19 protein-coding genes are annotated in these 18,618 nt (G+C 45.0%); 14 read left to right on the top strand and 5 right to left on the bottom strand.

What is annotated here, in order from left to right; genetic code table 11:
• Window positions 1–9: 9 nt before the first annotated feature.
• Window positions 10–609 (bottom strand): 16S rRNA (guanine(966)-N(2))-methyltransferase RsmD, encoded by a 600-nt coding sequence (gene rsmD / locus OH461_RS18135; protein WP_270021960.1) that lies wholly within the window; start codon window positions 607–609, stop codon window positions 10–12.
• A gap of 211 nt (window positions 610–820) precedes the next feature.
• Here rsmD and ftsY point away from each other — a divergent pair, with 211 nt between their 5' ends.
• The 6 genes from ftsY to glpG all read left to right on the top strand — a co-directional run bounded on the left by ftsY (window position 821) and on the right by glpG (window position 6,372).
• The gene (gene ftsY, locus OH461_RS18130) at window positions 821–2,068 is read left to right on the top strand and encodes a signal recognition particle-docking protein FtsY (RefSeq protein ID WP_270021959.1); all 1,248 of its coding nucleotides are present in this window, start codon (window positions 821–823) and stop codon (window positions 2,066–2,068) included.
• A gap of 38 nt (window positions 2,069–2,106) precedes the next feature.
• On the top strand, window positions 2,107–2,781 hold the full coding sequence (gene ftsE / locus OH461_RS18125; RefSeq protein ID WP_270021958.1) for a cell division ATP-binding protein FtsE: 675 nt from the start codon (window positions 2,107–2,109) through the stop codon (window positions 2,779–2,781).
• Window positions 2,771–3,739: a permease-like cell division protein FtsX gene (gene ftsX / locus OH461_RS18120; protein WP_270021957.1), complete on the top strand. Its 969-nt coding sequence runs from the start codon at window positions 2,771–2,773 to the stop codon at window positions 3,737–3,739. The genes ftsE and ftsX overlap by 11 nt, the downstream gene beginning before the upstream one ends.
• A gap of 186 nt (window positions 3,740–3,925) precedes the next feature.
• Entirely contained in the window at window positions 3,926–4,783 is an 858-nt protein-coding gene (gene rpoH, locus OH461_RS18115) for an RNA polymerase sigma factor RpoH (protein ID WP_270021956.1), read from the top strand.
• Window positions 4,784–5,212: 429 nt separating this feature from the next.
• Window positions 5,213–5,533, top strand: a complete 321-nt coding sequence (gene glpE, locus OH461_RS18110; protein ID WP_270021955.1) for a thiosulfate sulfurtransferase GlpE — start codon at window positions 5,213–5,215, stop codon at window positions 5,531–5,533.
• A 14-nt stretch (window positions 5,534–5,547) separates the two neighbouring features.
• Window positions 5,548–6,372, top strand: a complete 825-nt coding sequence (gene glpG, locus OH461_RS18105; protein ID WP_270021954.1) for a rhomboid family intramembrane serine protease GlpG — start codon at window positions 5,548–5,550, stop codon at window positions 6,370–6,372.
• A 53-nt stretch (window positions 6,373–6,425) separates the two neighbouring features.
• Here glpG and OH461_RS18100 read toward each other — a convergent pair whose 3' ends face one another.
• The gene (locus OH461_RS18100) at window positions 6,426–6,833 is read right to left on the bottom strand and encodes a flagellar basal body-associated protein FliL (protein ID WP_270021953.1); all 408 of its coding nucleotides are present in this window, start codon (window positions 6,831–6,833) and stop codon (window positions 6,426–6,428) included.
• A gap of 163 nt (window positions 6,834–6,996) precedes the next feature.
• Here OH461_RS18100 and OH461_RS18095 point away from each other — a divergent pair, with 163 nt between their 5' ends.
• Both OH461_RS18095 and ubiA read left to right on the top strand, forming a co-directional pair.
• Window positions 6,997–7,536 carry a chorismate lyase gene (locus tag OH461_RS18095; RefSeq protein WP_270021952.1) on the top strand — a complete coding sequence of 180 codons (540 nt, stop codon included), beginning with the start codon at window positions 6,997–6,999 and terminating at the stop codon, window positions 7,534–7,536.
• Window positions 7,537–8,391, top strand: coding sequence for a 4-hydroxybenzoate octaprenyltransferase (gene ubiA / locus OH461_RS18090; protein WP_270021951.1), 855 nt, complete (start codon window positions 7,537–7,539; stop codon window positions 8,389–8,391).
• Between the two features lie 82 nt (window positions 8,392–8,473).
• Here ubiA and plsB read toward each other — a convergent pair whose 3' ends face one another.
• Window positions 8,474–10,915 carry a glycerol-3-phosphate 1-O-acyltransferase PlsB gene (gene plsB, locus OH461_RS18085; protein WP_270021950.1) on the bottom strand — a complete coding sequence of 814 codons (2,442 nt, stop codon included), beginning with the start codon at window positions 10,913–10,915 and terminating at the stop codon, window positions 8,474–8,476.
• A 205-nt stretch (window positions 10,916–11,120) separates the two neighbouring features.
• Between plsB and OH461_RS18080 the strand changes: the two genes are divergently transcribed.
• From OH461_RS18080 to dinF, 4 genes are all read left to right on the top strand, one after another.
• Window positions 11,121–11,483, top strand: a complete 363-nt coding sequence (locus tag OH461_RS18080) for a diacylglycerol kinase (RefSeq protein ID WP_270021949.1) — start codon at window positions 11,121–11,123, stop codon at window positions 11,481–11,483.
• Between the two features lie 94 nt (window positions 11,484–11,577).
• Entirely contained in the window at window positions 11,578–12,198 is a 621-nt protein-coding gene (gene lexA / locus OH461_RS18075; protein WP_260261981.1) for a transcriptional repressor LexA, read from the top strand.
• Between the two features lie 112 nt (window positions 12,199–12,310).
• Entirely contained in the window at window positions 12,311–13,138 is an 828-nt protein-coding gene (locus OH461_RS18070; RefSeq protein WP_443088478.1) for a class I SAM-dependent methyltransferase, read from the top strand.
• Between the two features lie 75 nt (window positions 13,139–13,213).
• The gene (dinF, locus tag OH461_RS18065; protein ID WP_270021992.1) at window positions 13,214–14,533 is read left to right on the top strand and encodes an MATE family efflux transporter DinF; all 1,320 of its coding nucleotides are present in this window, start codon (window positions 13,214–13,216) and stop codon (window positions 14,531–14,533) included.
• Between the two features lie 87 nt (window positions 14,534–14,620).
• On the opposite strand, the gene sthA is transcribed toward dinF, so the two are convergent.
• Window positions 14,621–16,051 carry a Si-specific NAD(P)(+) transhydrogenase gene (sthA, locus tag OH461_RS18060; RefSeq protein ID WP_270021947.1) on the bottom strand — a complete coding sequence of 477 codons (1,431 nt, stop codon included), beginning with the start codon at window positions 16,049–16,051 and terminating at the stop codon, window positions 14,621–14,623.
• A gap of 253 nt (window positions 16,052–16,304) precedes the next feature.
• On the opposite strand from sthA, the gene fabR reads away from it, so the two are divergent.
• The gene (fabR, locus tag OH461_RS18055; protein WP_270021946.1) at window positions 16,305–16,946 is read left to right on the top strand and encodes an HTH-type transcriptional repressor FabR; all 642 of its coding nucleotides are present in this window, start codon (window positions 16,305–16,307) and stop codon (window positions 16,944–16,946) included.
• Window positions 16,946–17,335 (top strand): YijD family membrane protein, encoded by a 390-nt coding sequence (locus tag OH461_RS18050; RefSeq protein WP_270021945.1) that lies wholly within the window; start codon window positions 16,946–16,948, stop codon window positions 17,333–17,335. The genes fabR and OH461_RS18050 overlap by 1 nt, the downstream gene beginning before the upstream one ends.
• 70 nt (window positions 17,336–17,405) lie before the next feature.
• On the opposite strand, the gene trmA is transcribed toward OH461_RS18050, so the two are convergent.
• Window positions 17,406–18,515 carry a tRNA (uridine(54)-C5)-methyltransferase TrmA gene (trmA, locus tag OH461_RS18045; protein ID WP_270021944.1) on the bottom strand — a complete coding sequence of 370 codons (1,110 nt, stop codon included), beginning with the start codon at window positions 18,513–18,515 and terminating at the stop codon, window positions 17,406–17,408.
• Window positions 18,516–18,618: the final 103 nt, after the last annotated feature.

Below are 18,618 nucleotides of genomic sequence, written 5' to 3'. Positions count from 1 at the left end.
TTTACTTCCTTATATTGCTTGTCTTTCGTAGAGCCTAAAGCTGACTTGGCCTGCACTTTTCTCACGGTGCAAATGCCAATGCTCTGGAATACTTTCTAGTTTGAGTTCTTTTTCTGTTTCGATGTAGATCATGGCGTCTTCAGCTAGCCAACCATTGTCTTCTAACAGAGAGATGGTTTCATCGAGCAGACCTTTACGAAAAGGTGGGTCGATGAACACAACATGATGCGGTGTGCCTGGTTGCTTGAGGAAACTGAGGGCATCGGTATTGATTGCGTGCAGGTTGTTGGCTTTTAGCGAGGCAATGTTTTGTTGTAACTGTTTGAAAGCGGATGGGTTCATTTCAATCAGGGTGACATTTTCCGCTTGGCGTGATGCTGCTTCAAAACCTAAGCCACCAGAACCGGCAAATAGGTCCAGACACTTAGCTTTTGGCACATCTTGTGCAAGCCAATTGAAGACAGTTTCTTTTACTCTATCGGTCGTTGGGCGCAAACCTTCGGCGTCTTGTACGGGCAGTTTTCGTCCGCGCCATAAGCCGCTAATAATACGAACAAAGCCGTTGGATGGTTTATTTTGTGATGTGTTTTGTTGGCGACGTCTTACCATAGATTTTTTGACCGCTAATAAAGTGATACTATACCCAGTCGCTCATAGAGCACGCCTGAGTACAGGCCGAATTTTAATTGATGACAAAGTGTAACCCTAAACGTGTAAAGCGGGGAAATTTTTCACTCTGTTGTCATTGTTGTTATCCAGTGTGACATGATGCCGCTGGCTAACATTGAGAGTTAATTTAGACAATCTAGGATCGCCCCAGATGACGGAAAAAAAGAAGCGCGGATTGCTTTCCTGGCTTGGCTTCGGTGACGAAGAGCAAGCGAAACAGCCAGTAGAAGAACAGCCAGTAGAGACATCGGCTGAGGAAGTAGAAAAAGAGCAAGAAACCGTTGCCGAATCAGAACCAGTTGTTGATGCTGCTTTAGCAGAAGCAGAAGCAGAAGCAGAAGCAGAAGCAGAAGCAGAAGCAGAAGCAGAAGCAGAAGCAGAAGCAGAAGCAGAAGCAGAAGCAGAAGCAGAAGCAGAAGCAGAAGTTGAACCGGTTGAGGAACAAGAAGCGCGAGTTCAAGAGCAAGAAAAGCCAAGTGAAAGCTTCTTTGCTCGTTTAAAGCGCAGCTTAGCGCGTACAAAAACCAATATCGGTGCTGGCTTCTTTGGTTTGTTTAAAGGCAAACAAATCGATGATGAGCTATTTGAAGAGCTAGAAGAGCAACTGTTGATTGCCGATGTTGGCATGGATACCACGCTCAAGATTATTGATAGCTTGACTGACAAAGCATCTCGTCGAGATCTCAAAGATGGTGAAGCACTTTATGGTTTACTAAAAGAAGAGATGGCCGAGATTCTATCGAATGTCGAGAAGCCGCTTGAAGTCGATAGCAGTAAAACTCCTTACGTTATCCTAATGGTTGGTGTTAATGGTGTCGGTAAAACCACCACTATCGGTAAGCTGGCTAAGCAGTTCCAAGCGGAAGGCAAGAAAGTCATGCTGGCGGCTGGTGATACTTTCCGTGCTGCAGCGGTAGAACAGTTGCAAGTATGGGGTGAGCGCAATGAAGTGCCTGTTATTGCTCAGCACACCGGTGCCGACAGTGCCTCTGTTATTTACGATGCGATTGAAGCGGCTAAAGCGCGTGGCTATGACGTAGTGATAGCTGATACGGCGGGTCGTTTACAAAACAAAGCCAACCTAATGGAAGAGTTACGTAAGATTGTTCGTGTAATGAAGAAGGTGGATGATTCTGCTCCGCACGAAATCATGCTGACGCTCGATGCGGGTACTGGTCAAAATGCCATTAGCCAAGCAAAACTGTTTAGCGATGTTGCTCCTTTAACCGGTATCACATTGACTAAACTGGATGGCACAGCCAAAGGTGGTGTTATCTTTGCTCTTGCGGATCAGTTCCAAATCCCTATCCGATACATCGGTGTGGGTGAAGGAATCGATGATCTACGTCCATTTGAGACACAAGAATTTATTGATGCGTTATTTAGCCGAGACGAATAACTCGGCGCAGTAAACTATCTCAGTAAGAGGAATTACGGGTGATAAAGTTTCAGCAAGTGAGTAAAGCTTACCGTGGAGGTCGACAAGCGCTACAAAAAGTCGATTTTCATTTACGTCGTGGTGAGATGGCCTTCTTAGGTGGCCACTCAGGGGCGGGTAAAAGTACTTTGCTTAAGTTGATATGTGCGATTGAGCGTCCAACAGATGGACGAATCAGTTTTAACAGTCACGATATTACTCGTATTCCTGCCAAAGACATTCCGCTGCTGCGCCGCAATATCGGTATTGTCTTTCAAGATCACCGCTTGCTGATGGATCGTACCGTGTTTGACAACGTGGCGTTGCCGATGCGGATTGAATCGATCTCAGAGAATGAGATTAAGCGCCGCGTATCGGCAGCATTAGATAAAACCGATTTGCTCGATAAAGCCCGTTGTTTACCAAGCCAGTTATCGGGTGGTGAGCAGCAACGTGTTGGCATTGCGCGCGCGGTAGTGAATCGTCCTACCTTGTTACTAGCCGATGAGCCTACGGGCAACTTAGACCCGCAACTTTCAAGCCGAGTGCTAAAGTTGCTTGAAGAGTTTAATCGTGCTGGCGTGACCATCTTGCTGGCAACTCACGATTTGAACTTGGTGAATACACGTCCTCAATATCGTCATTTAGAACTCAATCAAGGCTTTTTAAGTGAGGTGGAAGACTGTGGCCGCTAATACACGAAATAGAAAAGCTACCCAAGCCAAAGGGGCAAATCGAGTAAAGAAAGATGGCTTCTTTGCCATTCATTTCAAGCAAGCGCGTTCTTCCCTGTCGGAACTGCTTTCTCGTCCGTTAGGCAATCTACTGACGCTCGCCGTGATTTCTATGGCTCTTGCGTTACCTGCTTCGCTCTACTTGCTTGGTAAAAATATTGCGGTGGCATCCAGTGATGTTACCAGCCCAGCGCAAATCAGTGCTTATGTTAAGCAGCAAACCCCTGAGCCGCGTATCATGGTTTTAAAAGATCAGTTAGAGAGCTTAGAGCAAGTGGCTGAGGTGGAATACATTTCACCGCAGCAAGGCTTGGCCGATCTGAGCCAATATTCAGGTTTTGATCAGGCTATCTCTTTGCTGGACGATTACGCTTTGCCGGGGGTGCTGATTATTACTCCAAGCATGGATGACAAATCGTTAATCCGCAGCTTAGTTAAAAAGATGGAAAGCGAAGATGAGATCTCTGATGTTCGAATGGATGAAGATTGGTTAACTCGTCTGGATGCGATCAAAAACCTCGTGACGGGTATTGTGGTTACCTTATCGGTGTTAATGCTGGGATCGGTATTTTTAATTGTGGGCAATACGTTGCGCTTTAACGTATTAGCTAACAAAGATGAAATTCAGACCATGAAGCTGATTGGTGCTACTGATGGTTTCATTTTGCGTCCTTACCTTTACTCAGGTATGTGGTTTGGTTTGCTAGGCGCCGTCACTGCTTGGATTCTTACAGCGTTAATCACAATTCTGCTTAATAGCAGTGTTGAACAATTAGCACTTCTGTATGATAGCCGCTTCAGGTTGATTGGCTTGAGTTGGGATGAATCGCTATTGCTTCTTATGCTAGGCACATTCATTGGCTGCCTCGCGGCTAAAGTCTCTGCTCAGCGTCATCTAAAAGAAATTGAACCTGTCTAAACTCACGCTGTCGAATTTTGACACAAACGAGACTTGCAAAAAGTAGACGCTACCGTATACTTTTTTGCTTGTATAGACGTTTTGTTTATGCATAATTACTTTCCCTTGCTTGAAACCTGTTCATTTTAGGTTCAAGATTGTTGGGCTAAAACACCTACTCCAGATCAGAGATTGATGAGGAATTGAATGACAAACCAAGCGTATCCAATGGCCGTTGTCTCCCAAGATAGCTTAGATAGCTACATTCGCTCAGTGAACAGCTACCCAATGCTGACGATTGACGAAGAGAGAGATTTGGCTGAGCGATTACATTACAACAGTGAAATTGAGGCAGCTAAAGGATTGATTCTTTCGCACCTTCGCTTTGTTGTGCATGTGGCTCGCGGTTACTCAGGTTATGGTCTGCCAATGGCTGACTTAATCCAAGAAGGTAATATTGGTCTAATGAAAGCGGTAAAACGCTTTAACCCTGAAGTAGGGGTTAGATTGGTTTCTTTCGCGGTTCACTGGATTAAAGCTGAAATCCATGAGTACGTACTACGTAACTGGCGTATCGTTAAAGTCGCAACCACCAAGGCGCAGCGTAAATTGTTCTTCAATCTACGTAAGTCTAAAAAGCGTTTAGGTTGGTTTAACAACGGTGAAGTAGAAACCGTTGCGCGTGAGTTAGGTGTAGAGCCATCAGAAGTGCGTGAGATGGAATCTCGTCTTGCGGCACAAGATCCTACGTTTGAACTAAGTTCAGATGATGACGATAGCGGCAACGCAAGTTCAGCGCCAATGCTTTACCTAGAAGATAAAGCATCTGATGTGGCTGAAAACGTAGAAGCGGCAAACTGGGAAGCGCACACCAATAACCGTTTAGGTCATGCATTAGCAAGCCTTGATGAGCGCAGCCAACACATTGTTCGTTCTCGTTGGTTACAAGACGATAAAGCGACGCTTCAAGAGCTGGCTGAAACTTACAACGTATCAGCAGAGCGAATCCGTCAATTAGAAAAGAACGCGATGAAGAAGCTAAAAGCAGCCGTCGGCGAATTCTAAAAACGACCGTTAAGAACATGAAAACCGAGATCAAATGATCTCGGTTTTTTTATGCCCGATCGAAAATTGCGATCCGTTTGCGCAACACAGCCTGTGCATAACTCTGTGGTAAATTTCTTGGTTAGATGTCAGAAAGCGGGGTGAATAAAGGGATCTGAGGGGATGATGCATTGGGGATATTGTTATTTTTACACACATAAAAATAAGGATCATCACTACATCTAGTGGATCGAATAATTCAAAACCACTTTATCAACGTAATCCACAAACTTATCCACAAATGGCGAATAAGTGATCGCAAGTGGATAACCTTATTGACTGAGTGTACTTGTCGAGCACTGGATAGGTTACAATGACGGCAAACAAACCGTTCACTCTTGGCTGGGAACCTGCTTTCCGTAAGGGTGTCTGAATTATAAAGAGAAAGTAATGGACCAGTTTCAGCATATCGATGTAATTGGAGCGAAAGCTCTGCTAGACCAAGGAGAAGCGCGAATAGTCGATATTCGTGATCCTCAATCATTTACCACTGCTCACTCAGAACACGCATTCCATTTAACCAATGATACGATTGTTGGCTTTATGGATGAAGTGGACTTTGATCAGCCTGTTTTAGTGATGTGTTACCACGGCCACAGTAGTCAAGGTGCCGCTCAGTATTTGGTTAACCAAGGTTTTGACGAGGTGTATAGTGTTGATGGAGGCTTTGAAGCGTGGCAACGCGCGGGTCTGCCAATTACGACTAAATAGAGCGAAAGACAAATATGATTAGATTGATCACATTAACCCAGCCACGAGTGGCACAGGCGTTTATTGACTATATGGCTTCACGTCAAATAGAGATTCAAATGATGCCAGAGGGTGGTGGTCAGTTTGCGTTGTGGCTGATTGATGTGCAGCAGCAAGTTGAAGCCGAAGCCGAACTTAAACACTTCTTAGATAACCCTAACGATGCCAAGTATCAAGCTGCGTCTTGGGATATGGCCGAAAGTCGCCAAAACCACTTCAAGTACAGCTCACCCAGTTTAATGGCGATGATTAAAGCCAAAGCAGGGCCGTTTAGCTTGCTGGTAATGATGACTTGTATCGTGATTTTCGTATTGCAGCAGATTGGCTACGGTGAAGCCATCTTTAGAGCTCTGCATTTCCCGGCGTTTGCAGGCCAAGAGTGGCAGCTATGGCGTTGGGTAAGCCATGGTGTATTACATTTTTCTATTATGCATATCGCGTTTAACTTACTGTGGTGGTGGCAACTTGGTGGCGATATAGAACAGCGCCGAGGTAGCGCCAAGTTAGTCCAGCTGTTTGTCTTCTCTGCGGCACTATCAGGCATTGGTCAATATTGGGTTGAAGGAGCAAACTTCGGTGGACTTTCTGGCGTGGTTTACGCTTTGGTCGGCTATACATGGGTATTGGGACAGAGGGCCCCTCAATATGGCCTATCTATGCCTAAGCCAGTCTTTGGTTTTATGATTGCTTGGTTAGTGCTTGGTTACATACAACCCGTCATGGCCATTGCCAATACAGCGCATTTAGTCGGTTTGATTGCCGGTGTATTGATTGCGTTGATTGATAGTTCCAGAAAGTAGTTTGTGTCAGGATTAAAAAAAGCGGCTTACGCCGCTTTTTGTTTGTCTCGATGTTACTGGTACAAATATTTAGTAAACAGTAAGTCGGCAATAATCGTTTTGCCCGTTTCTGGCAACAGAATAGAGTTTAGCTCTTCGACTAGGTGCTTACGTAAATCTTCACGGCCTGCTAATGACTTAATGGTATCTTCTGTCTGTTTACCTAGCAGCTCAATGACAGCATCTCGGATTAACGGCTGATGGAGTTCAATCAGCGGTAGGTCGGTTTCGTTTGCCACCATGATATCGATACGCACCTGAATATAGCCCAGTTGCTTACCTTTGGTGTAGAAGTTGGTGGTTAGATCTGGCTCTAAAGTAAAGTATGCCAATTTAGGTGCTGCTTCTTCTTGTGCTATCGATGGCATAGCAATGAGGATGGCTAAAACGGCAAATATTTGGGCTACGTAACGTTTAAACATATTTATAACTTTTCTTTGTTCTGATCGTGATACTCGAATCGCTTGAGTCTTGTTACAATAGAGCATCTATTTGTAATGATTTCTTGTTAACGGCTACCTAGCAGTTAACACGACAGATTGAGGCTTTATTGTACGATGATAAAGCGACTTATTGAATACTAGTATGAATCAAATGATAACGCTTTATTTGTCAGCGCTGCGAAATGTCGATTGGCAACAGCCTGATAAGTTTAGCTTTCCTTCTCAGATTGCGAAAAAATGGTTGTTAGAACAGGGCTCTTTGTCACGTTTATTAGAATCCTGTTGTCAGCAATTGAACGTAGATCTATTTCACAACCATGTTGTACCTGCAAATGAGTTGGACCAACAAGAGCAAGCTTTATTAGGCAGTGAAAGCTGCTTATTGCGAAAAGTGGTATTGAAAGGTGATGAGCAGTCATGGGTGCTAGGTAGAACCCTGATCCCTAACTCCTCATTGGTTGATCAGCCATACGACTTATCTCAGCAAGGTGAAATTCCGTTAGGTCTTACGGTGTTTAGTTCTGACAACGTGAAGCGAGATGCGCTACAAGTCGGTTGGGCGCAAACCGAGCAAGGTTTATGTTTAGCACGTCGTTCCCGTTTATGGATGAACGACAAGCCTATGCTGGTGGCTGAACTATTTTTGCCTGACGCGCCCATTTACTCTAAGGAGAGAGTATAAATGACCACAGCTAAAGCAATCGCATATTGGCAATTGATGCGTATGAACAGGCCAATTGGTAGCCTGTTACTGCTATGGCCGACAATGTGGGCATTGATTATTGCAGCAGAAGGAATGCCACGCTTGGACGTGTTGGTGGTATTTGTGCTGGGGGTGTTTTTAATGCGCTCAGCGGGTTGTGTGATAAATGACTTTGCAGATCGTAAAGTGGATGGTCATGTTAAGCGTACCCAACACCGACCTATGCCTTCAGGATTAGTGTCAGCGAAAGAAGCCATTGCGTTGTTTGTCCTATTAGCTGCCGTCTCTTTCGCACTCGTACTGAGCATGAATACCCTGACTATTCAGCTGTCATTTGTTGGTATTGTGTTGGCGTTCATCTATCCATTTATGAAGCGTTATACTCATTTACCGCAACTGTTTTTAGGTTTGGCGTTTAGTTGGGCGATTCCTATGGCATGGGCGGCGCAGGCTAATGAGCTGCCGCCAGTGGTTTGGTTTCTATTTGCTATGAATGCTTTATGGACGATTGCTTACGATACCCAATATGCCATGGTCGATCGTGATGATGATTTAAAAATTGGTATCAAGTCGACGGCAATCTTGTTTGGCCGTTTTGATAAGATGATTATCGGCGTGTTGCAGTTGGTGACTGTTGCGATGCTGACTGGACTTGGTATTTACTTGTCGTTGGGTACAAGCTTCTACTGGAGCGTACTAGCGGTTGGCGCTTTGTTTGTTTTCCAGCAGCATTTAATTCGTCACCGTGAACGTGACTTATGTTTTCAAGCATTCTTGAATAACAATTACGTCGGTATGATTATCGCGCTAGGTTTGCTGATCGCTTATTGGTGATTGCTCAGTTAAAGCGAAAATAGAAGCAAAACAAAAGGCACTCAATGAGTGCCTTTTTAGTCTGTGTCGAAAAGCGTTGCCGTTAGTCTTCAGAGCAATCTTCAGTCGCTTGGCAGACACTTTCTTTAATAGTTAAGCGCACTTCTGGGTAAAGCATTGAGTACAGTAGCTCAGCTAAGTCAGCAGTTTTGCTTGTATCACAGTTGCCGTCACTGTCTAAGTAAGCTTGCTGTTTTAGCGTTGCAAATAGTGAGGCAAAGACACCTTTATCGAAGAACTCAGGGGCATTGATACCGTGTAGACGGCCTAAACGCTGAGCAATTTCTTGGCTCTTCTTCTCTAAGTCAGACTTACCTAGCTCAGGGTTCTTCACCAGTAGGTTTAGTGCAATTGAGTAACGTTGTAGAGTTTCACTAATGGTGCGACCCAGTAGTACCAGCACTTGAGTGTTACTCTCATTGATCGTTACCTGATCATTCTCAATCGCGATGTGACCTTGACGAGCAAGCTCTTGTAGGTAGCTTTCTACTACTTCATCTAAGCGGCTTTCATCAACACTCAAGAACAGCTCTTGTTTGAGGAATGGGTAAACCTTCGCAACGTTGTGTTTTACTTGCTCAACGCTCATCGCATGGTGGCGAACCAGCATTTGGGCAATCAATGATGGAATCGCAAATAAGTGAATGATGTTGTTACGGTAGTACGTCATCAAGATCGACTGTTCACGGTCAAGAGAGACAATCTCACCAATACTGTCGCTTTCGACAACAAATTTATCCAGTGACTCTGCGTGTTTCACTAAAGCTTCTGCATCTTCATCTGGCACTGTGAATGTTCCAGAGTAAGGCACTTCCTTAAGTAGCGATAAGTAGCAGTCAATTTGTTGAACCAAACTGTCACGAGAAAGCGCACGTTGACGAGAAGCCAGCAGTGCGGTGGCACACAATGTTAGGGCGTTCGCCGCCGCCGCATCGTTAATATGTGTCATCATCTTAGTGGCAAGGCCATTTACTACTGGTGACAACCATTGTGGCTTAGTCGCGCCCATTGGATCGATATCTTTAGTCCACTCAGGCGCATGTTCGTTGAGGTAATGGTTCAGTGGAATTGGCTCACCAAAGTTGACGTAGCCTTGGCCGAAGTTACGTAGTTTACGAATCGTACGCAGCACAAGGCCGGCGTTTTCTTTTTCTTTGCGTTTTCCGCGTAATTCTTTGGCGTAAGTGCCCACTTCCATAACGTGCTCGTAGCCGATGTAAACTGGCACTAGAGTGACAGGACGGTTTAGACCACGAAGCATCGCTTGAATGGTCATCGCGAGCATACCTGTCTTCGCTTGTAGTAAGCGACCTGTACGCGAACGACCACCTTCACTGAAGTATTCTACCGAGTAACCTTTAGCAAATAGCTCAGCGAGGTATTCACGGAAAATCGTTGAATACAGTTTATTGCCTTTGAAGCTACGACGAATAAAGAACGCACCACCGCGACGGAAGATAGGTCCCGCCGGGAAGAAGTTTAGGTTGATACCCGCAGCAATGTGCGGTGGAACCATGCCTTCATGGTAAAGCACGTAAGACAACAGTAGATAGTCCATGTGGCTACGGTGACATGGCACGTAGACAATCTCATGGCCATCTTGCGCTAAGCGGCGCACTGTCGCAGCATTGTTGATGTTTAAGCCTTGGTAGATACGGTTCCAAAGCCAGCCAAGAAGACGGTCACCGTTTTTTACCAGTGAGTAGGAGAAGTCTGCCGCGATCTCATCCATGATGTCTTGCGCTTCTTTGCGTGCTTTATCTAATGAGATGTCCTTCGCTTTTGCTTCATCTTCAATTGCTTTTTCAATCGCTTTTGATTTCATTAAACGATTGAATAGAGCTTGACGGCTTGGCAAGTTCGGGCCTGATGCAGCAAGCTTCTGACGAGAGAAGTGAATGCGTGCAACGCGCGCTAGCTTGTGCGCGATAGAGGCATCAGTGCCATGTGAGTTCGCCATGTAGCGCAGAGATACGACTGGGCTAATACGCACTAAACAGTCACGACCAGCAAGAATTACCGCTTTGGCTTTTTGAGGGCCATTGAGCGATTGTAGATAATTGGTTCGTTTATCTTCTTTACCCGGCTTACGTCCCCAAAGAACGGTCGCAGGGATCACTTGAACATCGAGTTCTGTGTCGTCTTTATGCAGTGCAAGTAAGTCAGAAAACAGCGCGATAGATTCTGCAGGTACGTCTTGGTCATTACCCATCACGGTTTCACGAGACGAGGTAAACACGTAGCGACTGAAGCTTTTGCCATTGATTTCAACTGGCTCAAGAGGATCTGGTAGACCAAGCTTAATCACTTGCTTTTGTAGACTTAGCAAGTCAACACTAGAACGATAAGGTAGTGCGTAAATGATGGGCTTGTTAACATCAATGCTATGATCTTCAATCGGATTTGAAGGAATAGCCGTTCCCTTCACTAGAACTGACATTGGCAGTTTCAGCAGTGAGCGAGATAGAGAGCGTCCAGAAGACATAAAGGTTCTTTGCCTCAAAAATAGGTAATAAGCATAAGCACATTTCCAATTCTTTAAGTGTAGAAGTGGGGATGCGCCCAAGCAGGTATTTTTTTCGGCTGCAAGGATAACAGAAACTGGTCGAACCTTTTAATGGTAATTGAGTATGAAAGCGTCAATTTATACACAACGCTTTCATCACCGCAAAATTAGTTGAGTAGATAACGTGCCACAAAAAACAGTCCACGGTTTAAAACGCATCAAAAATGCCACCCGCTATTCCTGCCAAGGATTAAAAGCGGCTTTTAAAAGTGAACCCGCTTTTCGCGAAGAAATTTTACTCGCCAGTATCATGTTGCCAGTGGCATTTTGGCTGGATGTTTCTCAAGTAGAACGCATTCTGCTGGTGTCGACGGTCGTGTTCGTTTTGGTGATGGAACTTGTGAACAGTGCGATAGAGGCGGTTGTAGATAGGGTTGGGACAGAGCATCATGAACTCGCGGGTAAAGCAAAAGACATCGGTTCTGCGGCGGTGATGCTTGCCATGTTGCTTACCGGATACACTTGGTTAGAGATCATCGTGTTCTAGTTAGGCTAAGCCATTAAAAAACCATCAATTCGCTTTTCATTTGTTCACTTACTGGATATACTCACAGTTAACTGTATAAAAAGACAGGTGACTTATGAAGCCGTTAACGCCCCGCCAGCAACAAGTATTTGATTTAATCAAAGGCAAAATTGAAGACACAGGCATGCCACCAACGCGTGCTGAAATTGCAAAAGAACTTGGTTTCCGTTCAGCAAATGCTGCGGAAGAGCACTTAAAAGCCCTTGCTCGTAAGCAAGCGATCGAGATTATCCCAGGTGCATCTCGTGGTATTCGTATCCTGCTTGAAGACGCAGCGAATGACGATCAAGGCCTACCTTTGATCGGTCAAGTTGCCGCAGGTGAGCCAATCTTGGCACAAGAGCATGTTGAAGCTCATTACCAAGTTGATCCTGGTATGTTTAAGCCTCAAGCTGACTTTCTTCTGCGCGTTAACGGGGAGTCAATGAAGGACATCGGTATTATGGATGGCGACTTGTTAGCTGTGCATAAAACTCAAGATGTTCGTGATGGTCAAGTTGTTGTGGCTCGTGTTGATGAAGACGTAACGGTGAAGCGTTTGGAGCGTAAAGGTGCAACGGTATTGTTGCATGCAGAGAACCAAGAGTTTGAACCAATCAAAGTTGACCTGACTAGCCAACACCTAGCGATCGAAGGTATTGCCGTTGGTATTATTCGTAATACTGACTGGATGTAAGACGAAATTCGCACCAATTACAAATAAGTTATATGACATCTGTTCTCATTAGCTTGTTTTTGTAATTGATATTCATTATCATCTTTGTTCTATCTATGGAAGGAAGATGATAATGGCCTCTTCTCAGCAATCCCCAAAACATAGCCACTTGAAAAAGGGCTATCAAATACCTGCAAATCTTTTGCAGCCTTTGTGGTTGCGCAGCAGAGAGAGCCTCGTAGACAATGGCCTTGTCTATGATCCTATTGCAGCGACAGCATGTCAGCGCTGTCAGCTTGCTCCTGAATGCTTATCTGGCGACATTGACCAAAAGCAACTTCTTCACGCCACGCTTACCCAACTTTGCGATGAGCAGGTAAGTGCTTTCATTGCGCGCAACCCAGATGGTTGGATTCTTAACGTTGGCGCAGGTTTAGATACTCGTTTCTATCGTGTAGACAATGGTCGCTGCCATTGGCTAGAGCTTGATGTCACTGAAAACCTGCTTTGGCGACAAAAGTTATTTCACAAAAGCGAGCGTTACCACCACAAATGCGGCAGTGTGGAAGATTTAGCTTGGCTAGATGAACTGCCAGTACCTGAGAAAGCACCATTGCTGATTGTGTGTGAACATGCGTTATTAGATTGCGATGAGCCTAGAGTGGCAAAGTTTATTCAAGCGCTAGGCCGGCACTTTGACAGTGCACGAGCATGTATTGTGTTAGCGGGAGATCTCACCAATACCAAGTTAGGGCAAAAAATGGGCTCTGGTCAGTATGCTCACGGCTACAGTGCGGCTGGTGATGCGGTATTGCGTTACTTACCATGGGCTCGATGGGCAAAAACATACTCACCTCTTGATAAACATTGCGGTCGCTGGAAATTATGGCAGCGCTGGATAAACAAGTTCATCAAAGTTAAACAAAGATTCACTCCGGTAGTGGTTCAGCTTCGCTGGTGATCCAGTTACACTTTGCGCTCTAATTGATTAAAGAGTAGCAACGTGCAAATCTTCCAAACCCTTTCTAATCGAGCAATGCATAAGCAAGTTTTATTGCTCGCTATCCCTATGGTGTTGTCCAATATTACAGTGCCTCTGCTTGGTTTAGTGGATGCAGCCGTCATTGGGCATTTGGAACACGCTTGGTACTTAGGTGGTGTGGCCTTAGGGAGCACCATGATCAGTGTGACCTTCTGGTTATTAGGCTTTCTACGTATGTCTACCACAGGGTTAACGGCTCAGTCCTATGGCGCGAAGAACTCTCATCAACTTGGCCTCGTTTTTACTCAGGGTATGGCAATGGCAATGGGCTTTGCTGTGCTGTTTTTGCTCTTGCATCAGTTTGTGGCTGATTGGGTGTTTTCATTTAGCGATGCCAGCGAACAAGTTAAGCACTATGGACAGCAATATTTCATGATACGAGCTTGGAGTGCTCCTGCCGCTCTCGCTAACTTCGTTTTGCTCGGATGGCTGCTCGGTACACAAAATGCGAAAGCGCCAATGTGGATGGTGATCATCTCCAATGTCACCAATATCGTCTTGGATATATTGTTCGTGATTGGCTTCGGTTGGAAGGTCGAAGGGGCGGCGCTGGCTTCAGTGATTGCAGACTATTCTGGTTGTGCTTTTGGCTTGTGGTGTGCCAGTCGTATTTGGGTTAAGCAACATATTCCGTCTATTTTGAGTCTGCTAAAAGATACATCTAATGGCCTGCTGCGCTTTGTGAAACTTAACCGAGATATCTTTTTACGCTCTCTTTGTTTACAAGCAACCTTCACCTTTATGACTTTTCAGGGCGCGAGCTTTGGCGATGACATCGTGGCAGCTAATGCGGTGTTGATGAGCTTTTTGATGATCATCTCTTATGGTATGGATGGCTTTGCTTACGCGATGGAAGCAATGGTCGGTAAAGCTATCGGCGCGAAAGATAAACAGCAATTGAATCAATCGTTAATCGGAACGTTTTTTTGGAGCTTCATTATCTGCACAGGGCTGACGTTGGTGTTCTTGATGGCGGGATCGCAGATGATCAGTTTGATCACGGACATTCCGTTAGTGCAATCTAAAGCGATGGAGTTTATGCCATGGCTGGTGGCGATGCCGCTGGTTTCGATGTGGTGTTTCTTGTTAGATGGCATCTTTGTTGGCGCGACGAAAGGGCGAGAGATGCGTAATGGTATGTTTGTCGCAACCAGCAGTTTTTTTGCGATATTCTACCTAGCGGCCAATGTGTTGAGCCAAGAACAACAAAACCATGCGTTGTGGTTAGCAATGCTCAGCTTTATGGCGATGCGTGGTATAACGTTAGGCGTGGTGTTTATTTATCAGTGGAAGAGACAACGTTTCTTCGCGTGATCCGTTATAAGACAATTATAATAAAATAGGCCACTCAATCGAGTGGCCTATTTGTTATTAGCATTAATCTAATTGATTAACCGTCGATTAAAAAAGGCGGTTGAGGCCATTGAGCGCAGCGACGCGATACGCCTCTGCCATCGTTGGGTAATTAAATGTGGTATTGACGAAGTATTCGATCGTATTGGCTTCGCCTTTTTGTTCCATGATGGCTTGGCCGATATGAATGATTTCCGCTGCACGCTCGCCAAAACAGTGAATACCGAGAATTTCTTTGGTTTCGCGATGGAAGAGTATCTTTAAGCTACCAATATCTTTTCCCGCTATCTGTGCGCGAGCCAGATGTTTGAATGAAGAACGCCCCACCTCATAAGGTACTTTCGCGGCCGTTAACTCTTGCTCGGTTTTACCGACAGAACTGATTTCAGGAATGGTGTAAATACCGGTAGGAATATCTTCGATGAGGTAATTATCCGCTTGGCCTTTGGTAATGGCTTGAGCGACAAAGCGTCCTTGATCATAGGCGGCACTGGCAAGGCTAGGGTAACCAATGACATCACCGACTGCGTAAACGTGGTCAGTTTCAGTTTGATAGTTACTGTTTACTTTGAGTTGCCCACGAGAATCACCGTCTAAACCAACAGCTGAGAGGTTGAGTTTGTCGGTATTACCGGTTCGTCCATTGGCGTACAGTAAGCAATCGGCACGCATTTTCTTGCCCGATTTAAGGTGAATGATGACACCATCTTCCGTGCCTTCAATACGCTCATAAGTTTCATCGTTGCGAATGATCGCACCACTGTTCCAGAAGTGATAAGAGAGTGCATCAGACACTTCATTATCTAGGAATGAAAGCAGGCGATCTCGGGTGTTGATAAGGTCAGTCTTGACTCCTAAACCTCGGAATATCGAAGCATACTCACAACCAATTACACCTGCTCCATAGATGATGATATGGCGAGGGTCATGTTTAAGGCTCAGTATAGAGTCACTGTCGTAAATACGTTCATGCAAGAAGTCGACGTCATCAGGTTGATAAGGGCGAGAGCCGGTCGCGATAACAAATTTATCCGCACTGTAGATCTCTTCTGTACCATCAGATTGGGTTACTGCCACTGTGTATTTATCCGTGAAACGGGCGGTCCCGAAGATTAATGTGCAATCATTCCGGTCATAAAACCCTTGGCGTAAGCGAGTTTGTTTATCAATCACTGATTTTGCATGGCCGAGGATATTAGAGAAAGTGGAGTGCAGGCTAGAGTTGTTATGGCAGAACAGCGGGTTGTTATTGAATTCTATAATCCGGCTAACGGCGTGACGTAAGGCTTTGGATGGGATGGTGCCCCAGTGAGTACAACCGCCACCAACACTGCTCTCTTTTTCTATAATGGCGACGTTTAACCCTGCTTTGGTTAATCCCATTGCTGCGCCTTCGCCACCGGGACCGCTCCCGATCACGATGACATCAAAATGATTGCTCTCGGCCATGACACTATCCTTGTTATATTGTATTAACATTGCTTTAGCGATATTTTAACCGATATAAACTTTGGGTAAATCTTTGCGCATTGAGAGAGTCGAGCGGATCACGTGATAGAGAGCAAAAATGCGCTATCTTCAATGTCGATCTCTCTAATTTGTGCTGAAATAATTGAAAAAGTTGCGTAAGTGCATTTTATTGCTGCTGGTTGATGAAAGGTGATTGCTGTTAAGTGTATATTAGAGGTTGGAAGGTCACCCGACCCAACTCAATAGAAGTAGATTTTAGAATATGAAAACCATGGGAATTCGCGCACAGCAAAAAGAGAAAACGCGCCGAACTTTAATTGACGCGGCATTCAGTCAGTTAAGTGCTGACCGCAGTTTCTCTAACTTGAGTCTTCGAGAAGTGGCTCGAGAAGCGGGAATTGCACCCACCTCATTTTATCGTCACTTTAAAGACATGGATGAGCTAGGATTAACCATGGTAGATGAAGGTGGCTTGTTGCTGCGTCAATTGATGCGCCAAGCTCGTCAACGGATTGTCAAAGAGGGCAGCGTAATTCGCACCTCTGTGGAAACCTTTATGGAGTTCATTGAAAGTAGCCCAAACGTCTTTCGTTTGTTGCTACGTGAACGTTCAGGAACCTCATTTGCTTTCCGTACCGCTGTTGCAAGAGAGATTCAACATTTCGCAGCGGAGCTGACCGAGTATTTGATCAGTACTGGCATGAGCCGTGATGAAGCCTTCACTCAAGCAGAAGCGTCAGTAACATTAGTATTTAGTTCTGGTGCTGAGGTTTTAGATTTGGATCGACGTGAGCGAGAGATCCTTGCTGAACGATTGATCATGCAGTTGCGAATGATAGCCAAAGGGGCTTATTGGTATCGCAAAGAACGTGAACGTAACCGACTAAAAGGCGGAATTGATTAATGTCTAATGAAAATAATCCAGTTAATCGTGGTTCTGAAAGAAAAACACTGGTACTCGCGCTAGTTGCAGGTATGTGTAGTGATGCGCTGTTGTCATGGCTAACGATGAGCGAAGTGGGCTTCTCTATTTTCCCTATCATTGCTTTAGTACTCGCTGTTCAAGCGTTGTACCAAGAGTATCTTAATAATCCAGTCTCAGAAGATATTCCACTGGTTGGCCTTGCGTGTTTCTTTGTAGGGGCATTTGGTCACTCTGCATTTATTAAAGCAGCACACCCAGATTCAGGCTCAAACTTCTTCGCGATTCTCGTTTCGATGCTATTGATGTTGTGGATTGGCAAGAAGCTTGGCTATATGTCGAAGACGGAACAAGTTCAAGACGAAAGCTAAACGTCTAGAAAACAAAAAAACGAGCCGAAAGGCTCGTTTTTTATTCGTCATTTCTCACTGATAACAAGACTTAAGCTTTTCGCTCAAGCATCACACCAGCTTCCATGTGATGGGTATAAGGGAACTGATCGAATAGCGCAAAGCGAGTTACGTTATGAGTTTCACAAAGCACATCCAAGTTCTCTTTCAGTGTTTCTGGGTTACAAGAGATATAAACAATACGCTCGTAACCTTGCACCATTTTACAGGTATCAATGTCCATGCCTGAGCGTGGTGGGTCAACGAAAATGGTATTACAGTTGTAGCTTTGCAAATCGACGCCCGCATCTTTTAGACGACGAAACTCACGCTTACCTTCAATCGCTTGGGTAAACTCTTCAGCAGACAGTCGCAGGATTTGCACATTGTCGATCTTGTTAGCCGCAATGTTGTACTGCGCTGATTCTACAGATGGCTTAGCCAGTTCAGTCGCTAATACACGGTTAAAGTTTTGTGCCAACGCGAGTGAGAAGTTACCGTTACCGCAGTAAAGCTCAAGCAAATCACCTGTGCTGTCTTGAGTACAATCAATCGCCCATTCAAGCATCTTGGTTGCTACTTTACCGTTTGGTTGAGTAAAGCTGTTCTCTACTTGTTGGTAGATGTACGGCTGGCCGTTAACATCGAGTTTCTCAATGACAAAGTCACGGTCCAACACAATCTTCATTTTACGAGCGCGGCCAATCAGGTTTAGGTTAAAGCCTTCGTCATTTAGGCGTTGCTTAAGTGCTTTAGCTTCTTTAGTCCAAGCCTCATCAAGTTGACGGTGGTAAAGCAGTGATACCAAGATTTCACCGCTTAGTGTTGATAGAAAATCAACTTGGAACAACTTGCGACGTAATGTATCGTTCTGTTTCATCGCATCCATCAGTAGCGGCATAAGGTCGTTAATAAGACGGCTTGCTGCTGGGAACTGATCAACACGGTACTTTTCACGCGTCTCTTGGTTAAACATGATGTAGTACATGTCTTCACCTTCGTGCCACACGCGGAACTCTGCACGCATACGGTAGTGCTGCTCTGGAGATTCAAACACTTCCAACTCTGGCACATTGTATTCAGTGAACATGCCAGTAAGGCGTTCAACCTTTTCAGCCAGTTGCTGTTGGTAGCGTTGTGGATTTACATCAAGAGTCGCCATAGTCATTACCTTTGTATGGTGCGTTTAATTTAAGAGCGCAGATTTTATTCAATCCTATCGGTATGTCCAGTTTTGCGCGACAAATAGTGCACGATAATGCGGA

This window comes from Vibrio sp. LaRot3 (genome assembly GCF_027587025.1).
Classification (GTDB): Bacteria; Pseudomonadota; Gammaproteobacteria; order Enterobacterales; family Vibrionaceae; genus Vibrio.
This window is presented reverse-complemented; position numbering and strand designations above follow the sequence as displayed.

Bases quoted from the DNA above. Each gene is read 5' to 3' on its own strand.
- OH461_RS18095 (WP_270021952.1), top strand. From the start codon at position 6,997: ATGAATCAAATGATAACGCTTTATTTGTCAGCGCTGCGAAATGTCGAT.
- fabR (WP_270021946.1), top strand. From the start codon at position 16,305: ATGAAAACCATGGGAATTCGCGCACAGCAAAAAGAGAAAACGCGCCGA.
- sthA (WP_270021947.1), bottom strand. From the start codon at position 16,051: ATGTTAATACAATATAACAAGGATAGTGTCATGGCCGAGAGCAATCAT.
- dinF (WP_270021992.1), top strand. From the start codon at position 13,214: ATGCATAAGCAAGTTTTATTGCTCGCTATCCCTATGGTGTTGTCCAAT.
- ubiA (WP_270021951.1), top strand. From the start codon at position 7,537: ATGACCACAGCTAAAGCAATCGCATATTGGCAATTGATGCGTATGAAC.
- rsmD (WP_270021960.1), bottom strand. From the start codon at position 609: ATGGTAAGACGTCGCCAACAAAACACATCACAAAATAAACCATCCAAC.
- glpE (WP_270021955.1), top strand. From the start codon at position 5,213: ATGGACCAGTTTCAGCATATCGATGTAATTGGAGCGAAAGCTCTGCTA.
- plsB (WP_270021950.1), bottom strand. From the start codon at position 10,915: ATGTCTTCTGGACGCTCTCTATCTCGCTCACTGCTGAAACTGCCAATG.
- lexA (WP_260261981.1), top strand. From the start codon at position 11,578: ATGAAGCCGTTAACGCCCCGCCAGCAACAAGTATTTGATTTAATCAAA.
- rpoH (WP_270021956.1), top strand. From the start codon at position 3,926: ATGACAAACCAAGCGTATCCAATGGCCGTTGTCTCCCAAGATAGCTTA.
- trmA (WP_270021944.1), bottom strand. From the start codon at position 18,515: ATGGCGACTCTTGATGTAAATCCACAACGCTACCAACAGCAACTGGCT.
- OH461_RS18100 (WP_270021953.1), bottom strand. From the start codon at position 6,833: ATGTTTAAACGTTACGTAGCCCAAATATTTGCCGTTTTAGCCATCCTC.
- ftsY (WP_270021959.1), top strand. From the start codon at position 821: ATGACGGAAAAAAAGAAGCGCGGATTGCTTTCCTGGCTTGGCTTCGGT.
- OH461_RS18070 (WP_443088478.1), top strand. From the start codon at position 12,311: ATGGCCTCTTCTCAGCAATCCCCAAAACATAGCCACTTGAAAAAGGGC.
- glpG (WP_270021954.1), top strand. From the start codon at position 5,548: ATGATTAGATTGATCACATTAACCCAGCCACGAGTGGCACAGGCGTTT.
- OH461_RS18050 (WP_270021945.1), top strand. From the start codon at position 16,946: ATGTCTAATGAAAATAATCCAGTTAATCGTGGTTCTGAAAGAAAAACA.